This is a genomic window from Pseudomonas parafulva (genome assembly GCF_002021815.1).
In the GTDB taxonomy this organism is placed as follows: domain Bacteria; phylum Pseudomonadota; class Gammaproteobacteria; order Pseudomonadales; family Pseudomonadaceae; genus Aquipseudomonas; species Aquipseudomonas parafulva_B.
This window is the reverse complement of the sequence record NZ_CP019952.1, coordinates 1,869,274-1,884,204: the sequence shown is the minus strand read 5'-3', so window position 1 is coordinate 1,884,204 and position 14,931 is coordinate 1,869,274. Positions and strand designations below refer to the sequence as shown.

Below are 14,931 nucleotides of genomic sequence, written 5' to 3'. Positions count from 1 at the left end.
AAGGCGGAAACCGGCCTGACACAAAAAAGCCCTGATAAATCAGGGCTTTGATGAAGAATAGTGGCGGAAGCGTAGAGATTCGAGGAAGTGTCAGATTTTTTGTGTGCGGGCCGGTAGCGGCCTGCCTGACGGCAGGCCGCTACCGGCCCGCACACAAAAAATCTGACACTTCCGCGGTCACGCAATAGCGCATTCCGCCACATTTCTTGCCTATTTCTGCGAAGCGGCAAAAGCGCCAATAGACGCTGATCAGAGCGTCAGCGTAGAGTTGTTATCTCTGAAACTGCGCCACGCCAGCCTCTCCCACCATGACAGATCTGAACCACCTACAGCTCGTTGCTGCACGACGAGTTCTCGCTGCACTGGCTCCTAGCCACGGTGACTTTCCAACTGCCATTGCTGATGTAATGCTTTGGCGCAGAAATCAACCGGCCCCACCCAGCATGTGCATCGTCGAGCCAAGCGTTGTATTGGTGTTGCAAGGCGCGAAGGAGATGGTGATCGCCAATGAAGTCTACCCGTAAGATACCTCGCGGTTTCTCATAACCTCGCTGAATCTTCCAGCAAATTCAGCCGTTACGATGGCTAGCGAACACGCGCCATGCCTAGGCCTACTTTTCAAGCTCGATCTGAGCATTTTGGCAGAGCTGATTGCCAATGAATCAGCGCTACCCCGGCAAGGCCCTTCGATCACAAAAAGCGCCGGTGTAGGTACTATGAACCCTTCGCTGATGTCCTGTTTCACTCGTCTTATTGAACTGCTTGCTGAGCCCAACGCGTCGCAAAAGCAATTGACTGGATCAAACAGAATTACACATTACCGATGCGTGTAGATGCATTGGCCGGACGCGTGCAGATGGGCGCTTCATCCTTTCATCAGCACTTTCGCCAACTCACTGCCATGAGTCCCCTGCAATACCAGAAATGGCTCCGCCTAAATGAGGCCAGACGCTTGATGCTCAAAGAGCACGCAGATGCGGCAAGTGCTGCTTACCGGGTGGGTTACGAGAGCCCGTCCCAGTTCAATCGCGAATATTCACGGCAATTTGGCTCTCCACCCAAGCGCGATATCGCAGATTTGCTCAGCAGCGCAGAGGCTTCTCCGAGTACGCCCGATTGAGCGCACCCAGAAAGTGCGCAAGCCGCAATGGGACGACTGCAGAAGGGACTCAGTACCTGAGATCATGTCAGACAAAAACAACCATTTCAGCCTGAAACTGTTGACTTTGAACCGTCTCATTGGCTCTAACACACCAGCGTATGGAGCGATAGAGCCTGGTAATTCATGCAGTGGCTCAGGCCGCTAAAGAGTCGTACCTTTTGCAAAATTCTGCAGAAAGGGCGCTAGGAAAGCGCCTTTCCGGGATCACTCGGCTATAGTCCTTATCGCCTTTTCGATCCGCTGACGGCCCGCATGGGCGAGTTTAACGACCCCTGCTTCTTTGGCCACCGCATAAACCAATCCCTCTCCAACGTGTCCGTGTTTGGACATTTCGTCTACTAGAGCACGTAGTTCGGGCAAGCAGATTTCAGCGAGTGGGCGAATCGAATTGTCATCACCAGGCCTGCGGAAGACGACATTTGAATCAGAGTCGATATTTGTGGGCCAGAAGAAGGTTCCAGCCTGCTCCTCTTCATGGGAACGGAATCGCTCCCGCGCGATTTGGTCGACACGATCACGAATGCGTGAGCCCGTCCTAACCCAGCCATGAGCACGCGCAATACGCCGTGCAAGTGCCGAATCGAGCACCGGCCCTTCTTCCGCCACCACGTGTGCAATCATCTGCTCCAACGTGGCTGAGTAGCTTGCTTCAAAGAAACGGTCTGGATCAACCGTATCTACAGCCTTGGTAGGGTCTGCCTCTCTGTAAACCACGTGTTCCACTGGCACGTAAGGCGTGACCACAGCCTCAACTCCTTGAGCCGTGGCCGCTCTTGCGTATTTCAATTCTGGCAAAGCGCCAATCGGATCATTGGCTTCATCAGCGTGGGGCGAAGCAACGACGGCAACTCGATCAACCACCTCAATAACCTCAGCCATGGCGGCATCGATTTTCAAGCGCTCCACCTCATGCGCTGCGTCGATGACGGCTTGCTTGGCTCTCGACTCGGACAGGAGCTCCGTCAATTGTTGATGAACCTTTTCCGCAGTCCCTGCAGCATCAACCCACCAGTCTGTCGACCAGATTCGCACGATCTCCCAGCCAAGCCCCCGCAGGACGAACTCCCGCAACTTGTCGCGATCACGTGCAGTTGCACTGCGGTGGTAAGTAGCACCATCGCATTCAACCCCGGCAAGGAACTTTCCAGGTGCATCGGGATGAACGACTCCCAGGTCGACTCGGAACGACGAGACGCCAATCTGGGTGTGAACCTGCCAACCCTTCTTGGCCAAGGCAGCTGCGACCGCCTCTTCGAACGGGCTATCGAAACCGCCCACGCTACCGAAATTGGCTTCAGCCAAAGCCTGCGGCCCACGTACCGCAAACTCCAAGAAGTGCTTCAGGTCACGAACGCCAATGGCGTGCGTGCGGGCAAGGTCAATGTGCTCAGGCCGCAGGGTCGAGAACAGCACCAGCTCCTGACGAGCACGCGTAATCGCAACGTTGAGTCGACGCTCGCCACCAGGACGGTTCATCGGGCCGAAGTTCATCGACATCGCGCCGGCAGCATCCTTCCCGTAGGTAGTCGAGAAGTAGATGACGTCTCGCTCGTCGCCCTGAACACTTTCCAGGTTTTTGACGAACACGGGCTCGAGTTCCGACTCAGAGAAGTAGCTGTCCAGCGATGGGTCTTTCCGGCATGCTTCATCAAGCATGTCCAAGATGAGCTTCTGCTGCTCACCATTGAACGTCACAACACCTACTGTACGACGGCTCTCACGGAAGGCTGGCGACTGAAGGCGAGCAATAAGGTCAGCAACTAGGGCTCTTGCTTCGATCAGGTTGGTACGTGAGCCGCCCTTGTCGTAGACACCAGCAACCGGGCACAGCCTCACAGCCTTATCAGCTGTGAATGGCGACGGGAACGTCACCAGCTTGGAGCCGTAGTAACGCTGGTTGGAGAACGCGATCAGGCTCTCGTGGCGACTACGGTAGTGCCAGTTCAGATTGCGCATCGGCAGGTTCGCGCTGATGCATTCATCCAGGATGCTTTCGAGATCCGCCTCAACATCTTCGTCATCGGCCGTGGACTCAGCCCGATCGAAGAACGAGGTCGGCGGGAGCTGTTTCGGGTCGCCCACCATAACAACCTGCTTCCCTCGCGCCATCGCACCAATCGCATCCCAGACCGGGATCTGAGAGGCCTCGTCGAAAATGACGAGGTCAAACGGGGTCGAAGCCGGCGGCAGGTACTGAGCGATCGAAAGCGGGCTCATCAGCAAGCACGGCGTGAGTTTCGTGAGCGCCTCTGGTGCTCGAGTCATCAACTCACGCAATGGAATATGCTTGGTCTTCTTGCCCATCTCATGACGCAGCAAGCCCCACTCTGAAGAGCGGCTCACGCTGTCCTGACTCGGCAGGTCAGCACACAGCCGAGCACGGAGCCAGTCCTTCGTCAGCTCGGTGAACTTGTCATCCAGCGCTCGGAAATCGCGAATACGCTGTTCGTGCTCAACGCTGACAAATGTCCGGATCACTTCCTCGTTATCGACAGTGGTATTCAGCCACCAGCGAGCGTAATTCACCTCGAAGACGCGGCGGACTTTTCCAGAGGTGATCGCTCCGCTTTCCATAGCCTGGACAATTGGGGCGAGGCCAACGGCGAAGGCCTCATCGCGCACCTTCCTCCAGGCACACCATGCCTTGAGTCGTGCCTCGGAAGAAACTACGGTTTCGCAATTATTTTTGAGGTCATTCAACGAAAGGTGTGCGGTCTCATCAGCACCGCCCTCGGTGAAGTGGCCGATCGACGTCAGCTGCGATGAACGCTCCTGCAGCAACGCAAGTTTTTCACGTAGAGCAACGCCTGCGAGAGCTATCGCACCTTCAGGCTCTAGCAAAGCGTTGCCATCGCCCAAGAGCGTTTGAAGGGGAGCCTTGTAAGCTGCAATCTGCTCCGGGTTCAGCGCGAGCTTCGCGACAGCAGTCGCTACCTGCCCTTGGAACACCACAGCCTGACGTGCAATCTCAAGCTTGGTCTTCAGGTCACTCCAGACCGGCACCAGTTCTCGCAGGTCAGCCAGGTCGGACAGATCACGTTCAACCGCTGCCCGCTCCTTCAACAGATCGAAGTCACCTTTCAGCAAGGCTCCACAGCGGCCCTCCTGCACTTCTGGGTGATCATCAACAAGGCGACCACGTTCTTCGATATCCCGACGCTCAGCCTGGAAGCGCAGCGCTGCAGTAAGGAGTTCAATGTTAGTGTCCTTGCCGCACCAAAGCTGCTGAGTGCTCGAGCCAAGATCGGACAAGGCAGCCATATCGCTATCAAGGCGAATCAGCGTGCGAAGTCGTCGCAGTTCTTCCTTCAATGCATCACCCAGCTGGCCTTGCTCGACCAACTGGAGCCCATCATCGATCCAGTCCGAGTCTGATTGCTGGAGCCGAATGGCCTCTTGAAGTTTGATCGACGTGGAAAGCTTCTCAGCGTCAGACTTAGAACCTTGCCAAACGGCAACGCACTCGTGCCCTGGCTCAAGCTCATCAATAGCGCGGCGCACGGCGCGGATTTCTGCCCAGGTGGCCAAATCTTTACCGTGATCGGCCTCGCCTGCAGTGGTTTGAGTCGGGGCTAGCAAACTCGTAATACGACGCTTTCCGAACCAGGATTTTGGCCAGAACGATTCATCAGCCTCTTTCCACTCACGCAGCAACAGATCGATGTCGAGCGATTCGATCGTATCGCCATAGGTCGCACTGAGCTGCTGCTTGAGCTCTACTATTTGGCCAAGCAGTGCCATCGCCTGAGCAAGCACATCGGTGACACTTTCCGGCCAGGCCGGACTGAGCTCTCCGAGGGTGGTACGACGTTGCTGCAGCAGTTCAATACCCTGCTTCGCATCGGCCACAACGCGAGAAGGCCAGAGCGGCGAAAGCTTAGCGTTGATCTCATGGTGTTGTTCAACCCACGCACAGCCATCGCTTAGCCGTTGAGAAATGGAACGGGCATCAGGGCGCAACGCGAAGCGCCAATCCTGTCCTGCTGCCGCGGGCAGTGCCTGGGAAAGAAGTGACAACCCCTCCAGTACACTCGGGGTGTAGTCCGAAGCAGGAAGCCCAGCTAATTCAACGAACCGATCAGCCGCACGCTGCACATCCAGCACAGCAGGCAATACATCGCGAGCTGCCTGCACCAGCTGTTGCTGCCAATGGGGCGACCATTCCGCCTGGCCTATAGCGGACAACGCATTGCCCACTAAGTGGCTATATCCCACAGCCTGCGCGTTTACTTCAAGACGATCGGCCAACTCACGTAGCTCGAGCATGGCCTTCTGGTCATGCATGTCAGGTGACACCCAACCAACAGGAGCAACAGCTTCATCGCCACCCGAAGTGACGGTGCCAATCGCATCGTAAATGGTGTAACCGTTGCGATGGCGCTGGTGCAGTCGCTCCACGTAAATGTTGAGGCTGTCGCGCAGCGTTGCGAGGCGCTGAGCCTCAACCTCCCATGCAGCGGAATCGACCTGTCCTTTCGCCTCCCAAGCGGACTGCAGCTGGGCCAGCACATCAGTTTTCCGAGCTTTGCTGGAGTGAAGCTCCAGACAGAACTCACCCAAGCCAATCTCGCGCAGGCGACGGTACACGACATCAAGCGCGGCGATCTTCTCTGAGACGAACAGCACGCGACGCCCTTGAGCGATCGACTGAGCGATCATGTTCGAGATCGTCTGGCTTTTGCCCGTACCGGGCGGGCCGATGAGCACGAAGTCTTTGCCCTTGGCTGCCGCCATCACTGCAGCCAACTGAGATGAGTCAGATGGCAGTGGGCAGAAAACATCGGTCGGGCCGTAATCACGATCCAGTGACTCAGCCTCTGGGAATGGTGTGTCCGAAACGAACGAATCGCGTGGGGTATCCAGGAGGTGCTGAACGACAGGGCTCTGCCGCAGATGCTCAGCGTTCTCGGCCAGATCCTTCCACATGAGGTATTTGGCAAACGAAAACATCGACAGTACGACGTCTTCGCTCAACTCCCAGCCTGGGATGTCCTTGATGGCATGTCCGACCTTGTTCCAAATGCCGGCGATATCAAGACCAGAATCGTCCCGAGGCAACTCGTGCTCCAGGGAACCCAAGCCCAACTCAAAGTCCTGCCGAAGCATCTCAATAAGGGTTGGGTTGAAGCGTGGCTCATCATCGTGGAGCACCATGGTGAAACCGGAACGAGCGCTTCTGCGCTCCAGCGTGACCGGAACCAGCACAAGGGGCGCTTTATACTTCTGCCCTGCCCTGTCCTCACGTGTCCAACTCAGGAAGCCAATAGCCAGGAAGAGCGTATTGGAGCCGCCTTCCTGCAGCGCGGTACGAGCACCTCGGTACAGCTCGGTGAGTCGAACATCCATCTCGTTGGATGTCAGCGCAACGAACACCTCTCTGCGCTTAAGTGCATCCTCGGCATGCCGGCGACGAACATCCTCACGCTCGCGTTGCTCGTAGAGAGCGCGTTCCCGCGGATCAGCACCATCCATGAGGTCTGGACGGGTGAGCAGCTTCAGCGACTGACCACTGGCCAATATGTCCTCAAGGGCTCCTGGATCCGGGGACTCCAATTTCAGTGCCCGCTTGCCCATCTTGAAGTTCAGAAGGTTGTTTCGAAGAGAAAGATCCAGAAGCTTGCGCTGCCAGCGGCCCAGACGATCCGCAGGATCGAGCTTGGAAAAGTCATCGACGACCACCTCATGAGCTTCATCAGGCATGTCCAAGCCGTCTTCAACCAGCAGCGGAGCGTTCTCGTCCGGTACTTCCGGAACAACTCGTGGTATCTGAGCCTCGGAGCTCGCCAGGGGTTTGATACGCTGCAGACGTGCGCGGCGTATGTCGAGCAGCATCTCGAAGTCGCTGTCCGAGTCTTCGGCTATCTGTTTCGCTCCGCGCTCGACGGCATAGGAGAAAGACGGAGCAAGGTTCTGAGTAACAAGGGTGGTCTCGAAAAGTATCAGCTCACGTAGCTTTACCCGTTTACGCACTGCGGTCACATCATCCACCAGAGCAGTTGTAAACTCTTCTGGCTTCATCCACAGACCCACGAAGGCATGCCCCCGGGTAAAGACGATCACAGGGTTCAGCCCAATTTGCTCAAGAGCTGCACAGAAAAGCAGAGTGAGATCCATACAGGTCGCCAAACCAGTGTCGGCGATTTGGCTGGGACTGCGCACTTTTTGGCCAGTCTGCTCAAAGCTCGCCGGTGGCAACGCGTAATCAAGCTTCATTCGTGCCACGGCGCCCCAGACTGCTGACGCCAGCTGCCAGACACGCTTCGCACCACCCTCGTAGCCATCGAGCGCCGAAGACTTCTCACTGAGGCGCAGCAATTCAGCCGTCTGCTTCAACAACCGTTCAACTGCCGGATCATTGGGTTGTACGAAAGCGGCAGTCGTATCTGGGATATGACGAAGCCCACCCCACTGGTTACGCGGCAAAAGGTCTACAACCTGCTCCAGGCGAGCAACTTCCTTCCGACCACTTTCGGACGCCTTGTCATCGGCCTCAAGGACAAAGGTAAAAGTGGAAAGCTCCGCCTCTGTAAGGCGACTAAGCAATGGGCCGTCCAAGACCAGATCAAGCCCCGGAATAACTCGAAAGCTGTCAGGTGCGACTTCGTCGATTCGCCAGACCTTGGCCTTGAACACCTCAGGCTCTGAGGTCAATGTCAGGGTCACATTGACGAAGCGTTCTTCGGTCTCGTTCGCGATGCGAAGCTCTCGGATCACGGGAATGGCGTTCTGGAAGTCGGCAAGGTTCAGCTTCGCCACCAACGTGGCCAGAATCTTGACTTCTTTAGGTGGGATTTCTTCTTGAGCAGCGAGGGGCTGAACGATGTCGTCCATGCGCAACCTTCCTTGTCGTGATGCCCAAGGGAGTGCCGGAATTGGCCGGCCAGAGGGCCCCCGCTTGAGCTAATGGCAGGATGATAGCGCTTCCTGCTTCAGTCGTAATGATCCTTTGGTCGTGAAATGCAAGACATTTCCAGGCTTCTCCAATTAAGTCAGCAGCAGTCTTTGGCTAGACCGCAATTAATGCATGACACATCCCATTGAATAGCTATCCGGATACGAATAAATCCAACTGAATTCCTTTCACGCTTACAGCCCATTCCCACACAAAACGTCACACCTTGAGTAGTGGCAAACTAAAATCAATTGTTAGATCATCGGGTTAAGCAAGACAACGCTCGGAACAGATAGACCTGCCGCGTGGCGGCCTCATCCTCGCTCCTTGACTGCTTGCCGTTGCCGGCTTTCGCACGATTGCGAGCAAGCCTGGCCCTCTTGGGATAAGGCGCAGGGGACGTACACGTGGACACCCAACGATCGGAGTACTTACTCAGGCTTCTGTCAAAGGCAGCGTCCCAGTGCGAGTCGGATCGAGGCGCCGCACTGTTGTTGCTCCGAGAGGCCCAGGCACATCTTTGGCGCCTCTCTCCCGGCGAGCCCCTCAGTTCAGCCCTGCAGCTGGAACGTCAATTGTCGCTCCCATTGGAGTCATGGCTTCCAGAGTCCGTACGGTTTGATTACACCGGCCCCCTCCTCGCTTCTGGTATCTCTACCCAGACCTGCAATGAAATGCTCCTCGAGCTCGATGTTCATCAGCTCTGGGAAGAGATCCAGTCGATCGTCCGAGAAGTACGTGACCTGTGCCAAGTGATTTCCAAAGGGGATGAGCTCTACAGGCGCTTCAGACGCTTCCTGATCGAGAACGCCGTAATCGATCCTGTGCGGGCGGCTAGCGTTTTCATCCCGCTTGGCAGGAATCTCGATGACTTTTATGAGCCCATTCCGGAGCACCTTGCTCACAACGGAAAGCTCTATCAGTGCCCAGAATGCCGCTGGCCCATGAACCCACAGCGACGAGAGGTTCAGTGCGACTCTGCCTGGTGCAGAGAGAAAAGTAGCCTGTACCGATGGATGCAAGGACGGCTGATCAATGTTGTTACCGACCAAGTGCTGGAAGGCGAAGCTGCAGGTAAGCGCCACATGCTCAAAAGCGCACTCTGGAAGTACACATTGCTGCCCGGGCTGCTCGAGCTTCAATTGGCCGAGAAACTCTCAAAGCATGGACTCGATGTCACCCTGTGGCCAGACGTAGACCGCTCAGATCTGCGAGTCACCTACGGCGGGATGACGCTCGACATTGATGCGAAGGTCTGGATATCACCGCGTGCCTTGGGCGCCTACTTGGAATCAATGCGACCAACAACGATGCGCTGGTTCGTCATCCCGGATTACCAGCAGGCTCATGTTCCATGGCTCAGAAGTGTATGCCCGGGCTTGCAGATCTTCACCCAAAGCGAATGCATCAAGGAACTGACCACTCGTGCGAACCCTTTCTGACGTCGCAACCACGCTGTTCATGGCACTGGCGGCACGCCACACTGAAGGCACGCCTTGCTTAGCAGATGCAGCTGCACTCATTGCTGGGCGCACCCACAAGTGGAGCACCTGGGACAGCCTCACTGACGAGCAGCAGATCACGATCGCAATGGGGCTTCGGCTCCGACCCTCATCGCTCGCACAGCCGGCGCGGTTCGTCGAAATTGCAGCGATCGTTCTTGCAGACGAGCTATGCCCCTTTGAACTGATTGAACCCGAGAACTTGCGGCCAAAGCTGGCCGAGGGTGATCACTACCGCATCAAAGAGATCTTGGATGTCGACCAGGTTATCCAGGAAAGCTTGGATGCGTTGAAACGTTGGCATCAGCCCCCTGCCATCGCAAAGCTGCCTGAATCCGGCAACCTAGTCTTCAAGTACATCACAGCTGAACGCACCCGTATCTTCAGCATCCCGGCCAACGAGAGGAAGCGACTACCGTCCTCGGGTCAATGCCTCAAGATTTCTGATACGCCAGCGATCTCTGATATCAGCTGGAACTACGAAAATCTCCGATCGATTGCCGAACGACTAGATGCCGCCTCGACGCCGCATACGCAACACTGCGCATCCCTTCATAACATTTGGGGCAACAGCAGCCAGCGATCGGCAAGCTCGGGCAACTTCTATCGTGTGAATGCCGCCACCGGTACTGGCAAGACGGTAGTGATGTCATTGATGGCGCTTGACGCCGCAAGTCGCGGCCACAAAGTCGTAATCGCGGTTCCTGGCTACGTGGAGCTGGACAATACCGTGAGGATCATGCGACTAGCGGCATCAGTCGTAGCGCCAAACCTGAAGGTTGCGCCATTACATTCTCTTTCTCGAACCCATGAGCGCGCGGGCGTACATTTCAAGCAGCGCAATGAGGATCATCCCTACGATTACGCTTGCTTGCTAAACGCCTACTCGACCGAGTTGGAAGCTATGCCGACAGGCTCGGAGCCTTGCTTCAAGCTTCATGTCGTGTCCTCCAAAGGCAATGCGAAGGAGGAGACAAAGCGCTTAAGTCATTGCCCCTTCCTATTCTCTTGTGGTCGGACAAAGATGCTGTCGCAAGCGCTGGATGCTGACGTGATCGTCATCAATCACCATGCCTTGCTGTCCGGCACATCGCGCATACCGCTTAACGATTCAGAACAGTTCCCGGGCCCTCGTAGCTTCATCGAGCTGTTACTACGTATCTCACCCGTGTTCTTGATCGATGAGATCGACGGGCTGCTCAAAACCGCGATCGACACAAGCGCCTTCAGCCTCCAGTTAGGCAACACGGGCGAGGCAAGCCCGCTCGTTCAGCTCTTCACGGCGATTTTCAGCAGACTGAATATTCCAGGCATCGAGGAAAGTAGCCGAATTCGCTTGTCCTTAGCCCTCGGCTTCTGCTGCACCAACGTCGATCAGTTGATGAACCTTCAACAACGCAAGTACTTCGACTGGCCCAAGAAGGAAACAACCTGGGCGGAGGCGGAAGACGGCTACATCATGACCAAGCTGGAGATTGACTTCGAGACGCTAAAGGCGCTGTACAGCAGCGGTAATACCAGCGTCCCGGAGCACCTGCGTAGCTTGCGAGAAAACCTGATCTACTGGCAGACGAATGAGATGGCCAGCAGGCCTGAAAATCAGGCGATGGAGTTGGGTCGATTGCTCACAACACTTGCGGGTAGCGGTCATCTGAAGGCAAAACTGAACACGAAAGACCTGCAGCGCCTCAAAGCAGCACTGATTCTGCGCGGCATTCTGGACAATCTTGAAGTCGCCTTACGGAATCTGCAGATCGAACTGCCCAGCTTTGCCAATGCCGAAGTCCCCTATGCTCAAGAGGTCTACAGCAATCTGAAGGGCCGCGAGCCACTCTCGTTCAGTCCCATCGGCCCACTGCATCGCACCGTCTTTGGATTCAAACGCAAGCCGGCCAGCGAGGCGACATCATCACTGAACGTTGTGGCAATGCGAGGTGACCCCCACGGCACCCTTCTAGCTCTTCCCGAGCTCGCGTCGCTTGGGTATGCCGGCGTCAGACGCATGTTCATGGGTTTCTCGGCCACTGCTTACTTCCCCGGTGCCAGTGCATACGACCTCAAGGCCAAGGACTTCATTGATGTGCCTGACGCCGCAGGCCAAGTTGCATTTGAGAATGTAGGACTCACCACGACGGTTTCAGGTGCACCTTTCTTCGAGCGAAAGGATCGGATCAAGCAACTTGCCGCCGAACTATGGCCTTGGATTGAGAAGCGCCTGAAAGCATTGGCCAAGGATCCAGTCACCGCGGATCGTGCTCGACTGCTCCTGGTTGCCAGCAGCGACGCCGATGCTGAGCTACTGGCAATCACGCTTGCTGGCCTATCTCCCACCCCAACTGTTGGCTGGGTGCGAGGTCGAGCTAGCGAGTACAAGCCCACATTGCTAAACGCTGAACACACGCTGGTGTACGACGATCTTGCGCAGTTCATTGAGGGGGTACACCGGGACAAAACGATTCTGGTCAGCGCCCTCCACCCTATGGCTCGCGGTCACAACATTGTTAACAAAGATGGCCTATCAGCGATCGGTGGCGTGGTGATCTGCGTGCGCCCATTACCTGCCTCCGATAGCCCCGAGAACAACCTTGCGCACATCAGCTACGAAACCTGGAACCGGATGCGTCCCGAGCCCAGCCTCCAGCATGTGCTGCACAAAGAACGTGCTATCGCGAGCTCAATCCTCAACGAGATTCGCACCGCTCCGCCAGCTTTTGGCCAGCAGCCCGCCAACATCCGCCATTACACCATGATGAACATACTGGTGACCCTCACTCAGTTGATCGGGCGTGGCCGGCGCGGCGGCACACCGGTGACCTGCTACTTCGCAGATGCAGCGTTCACCAATGGCCGTACGCCGTGGGCAAAACTGCTCTCGGAGTCCGTCCAAAGACTGAAAAATGAAGGCAGCTGGAATCAGTTTTTCCTGCACCACAACGGCATCGCGAGTGCTATCACGCACTACATTGATCGATCAGCTAAGGAAGCTCGATGAAGAACCTTGACCTGCGCACCAGCCTCTACAGTTTCGACCCGCAAGCCCTCGCGCATGCCTATCGTGCCCAGATCGGAGAGCACTACCTGGCTGCTTGGCAAGTCTTGCAGAACCTGGGGAAAAAGCATCACCCTGGATTGCCTACGAATGCGCTGAAAGAAATGCTGGCCGCAGTCTCGGGCGGGCCCGTTGACGTCAACCTGTTCCCCTACAAAGACAAAGGTGCGTCAGCAATCCTCATGCTGAAGCCCCTGCCCGTCGATACGATCAATCAGATCCTGTATCTCTGGTCGCTCGAAGTGATGCGCATGTGGGACGAGCAGGTTGAGGGACTGGAGGCCAAGCTCGCAGTCACGGAGCTTCATCCCCTGCTACCAGGCGACTTGATCAATTCCGACGGAGTTTCGCCCCTGGCCTACACCGTTGTTCCGTGGCTGATTGGCCAGGCAATGTGCTCGACACCTCTTGAGTCGACCCAGAACGGAAACCCCGATCCCATTCCCAAACTCATTTCCTTGCAGCAAGCCTCCGACGGCTCGCTGATTGCCTGGAACGATCCGATCATGCCCGCGGGTGATCGCAATGCCAGCGCCCTGCATGTCATCGAGCCCAGCCTGAAGCTACTTCGCGACTGTACTGAGCCTTTCATCCAACTGCGCGTGAAGCTAAGCCAGATCATGCCCAACTCGATCGGGCGTAAGCGACACGCTTGGGTGCACACTGGCCAATCGATTGTGAAAGCGGGTATTCGAAGCAAAAAGACTGACACCGGCTGGCAGACTGTTTACGACTTCCCGACCAACAAGCTGCTCGCATTCATGGGCGTTCAGCCTCTGCCCGATCTCATTGAAGGTGATATACCCGTCGACAGTCTCGTTAGGCCAATTTACGTCACACCACCACTCAAGCCCGCCATCGGCTCCGGCCCAGGGCCCCTCTTCCTCGACCAAACTTGCTTCCACCTATTGCGCAACCTCCAGGGCTCGCAGCCGCTGCTCGCTCGTAAGGCCGTTTCCAGTATTCGCGTGGCAAAAAATGTGACGGGCTCAACGCCTGTGAAGGTGCATGCTGCGGTACTGGCAGCACACTCCGAGATCATGCTGCGACTGGTCAGAGCCAGCGAGACCTTGGGCACGGCCATGCCGTTCTTCAAGAAAAACGCGCCTCCAGAAATTCTACTGACGCGCCTAGCTGTCGAAGGCGCAACCTCCATGTTGGAGGGCAGCGCTTCTTCCATTGAACTCGATGGGTGGCTTAGAAACAGCGTCGTCCCCGAAATCAAGAAGCTCGGCACATCAATCCTGATCGTTGAAACCAGTACCGTAGCTGCAGCACTCGATTCAGACAGAGACCCAAAACATTACATCCGCAGGGTACTGGCCGAGCATGGCATCGTGACTCAGTTCATCATGCATGAGGTACCAGACCCGGACAAACCGAAGCCCAAAAAAGAGTCGCGGGACTACAAGGCGCTCAACACTGTCACCGAGGTGATCCGCCTAACGGGTTACTTCCCAACCGCTTTCGTAAAGGCGAAGACCATCCCGACAGGCACAACGATTTTGTCTATTCGCCTGGATCGCATTAACGAAAAGGGTGACATGATCTACCTGCCAGTCATCACCAGGACGGTGGTTGATACTCAGAAATGCGAGGTCTACTGGTTCGTCAAGAACGACCCTAGCCGCGGGCAATGGTATCCGTTCACTGAGGGCGTCGCTGCCATTCATGCCGCGCCTTCGCTGATTAACCCTGAGGCCATCAACAAGCTCGTGACGTGGTCGATGCTGGTGGCCACGGATGAGGCAGACACCCCGCTGATTGTCTGCCTCGATAGCAATTTGCGAACATTCTATCGGGGGCTGAAGGACAGCCCCGACAACGGCCTGCCGCCCGTCCCGGCCAATGCGGCCATTGTGCGAATCAGGGTTGATAACGACATTGCTCAGATGTCCGGCAATCACTCCGAGCACCCTAGCCAGCCCCAGTACATTGGGCAGAAAATCGGCGTCTTCCAGTCACTTCGAAGCCCTGCCGTTTATTACTTCGTATCGCCTTCAAAGATCTACAGCAAGGCTGAAGGCCAGCGTAAAAACACCCGCTATCAGGTCGGTGATTTCTTGTTGGCAGATCCCTGGCAGCAACTCGGCGTTACCGAAATCACCGTCATAGAGCCGGCTTCCTTTGCCTCATCAACCGCGATCGCAGAACAAGTCGCCCTGCTCTGCCGTAACGCGCCCTTGTGGGACGGTCAGCTCAAACTGCCAAGCCCCATGCACCTGGGGGCTCAGATCGCCAACGACCACCCCATCATGGAAATGCGCCGAAAGAGTGATGCCAATCGCCTGGCCGAGAAGGCCTGACCACTCGATATCCGCTAGCC

The 14,931-nt window shown here is 56.3% G+C and carries 4 protein-coding genes and 1 pseudogene; 4 read left to right on the top strand and 1 reads right to left on the bottom strand.

Annotation, left to right across the window (positions count from 1 at the left end):
• The first annotated feature begins 308 nt into the window (after positions 1 to 308).
• Positions 309 to 1,120: pseudogene (locus B2J77_RS08330) on the top strand (AraC family transcriptional regulator N-terminal domain-containing protein).
• Between the two features lie 246 nt (positions 1,121 to 1,366).
• On the opposite strand, the gene B2J77_RS08325 reads toward B2J77_RS08330, so the two are convergent.
• Positions 1,367 to 7,993 (bottom strand): DUF3320 domain-containing protein, encoded by a 6,627-nt coding sequence (locus tag B2J77_RS08325; protein WP_078478365.1) that lies wholly within the window; start codon positions 7,991 to 7,993, stop codon positions 1,367 to 1,369.
• Positions 7,994 to 8,629: 636 nt separating this feature from the next.
• On the opposite strand from B2J77_RS08325, the gene B2J77_RS08320 reads away from it, so the two are divergent.
• From B2J77_RS08320 to B2J77_RS08310, 3 genes are read left to right on the top strand one after another with little or no spacing between them, the layout of a single operon-like run.
• Positions 8,630 to 9,496 (top strand): hypothetical protein, encoded by an 867-nt coding sequence (locus B2J77_RS08320; protein WP_228385169.1) that lies wholly within the window; start codon positions 8,630 to 8,632, stop codon positions 9,494 to 9,496.
• Positions 9,480 to 12,548, top strand: coding sequence for a hypothetical protein (locus B2J77_RS08315; RefSeq protein WP_078478363.1), 3,069 nt, complete (start codon positions 9,480 to 9,482; stop codon positions 12,546 to 12,548). Before B2J77_RS08320 ends, B2J77_RS08315 begins: the two co-directional genes overlap by 17 nt.
• Positions 12,545 to 14,911, top strand: a complete 2,367-nt coding sequence (locus tag B2J77_RS08310; protein WP_078478362.1) for an RNaseH domain-containing protein — start codon at positions 12,545 to 12,547, stop codon at positions 14,909 to 14,911. The genes B2J77_RS08315 and B2J77_RS08310 overlap by 4 nt, the downstream gene beginning before the upstream one ends.
• The last annotated feature ends 20 nt before the right edge of the window (positions 14,912 to 14,931 follow it).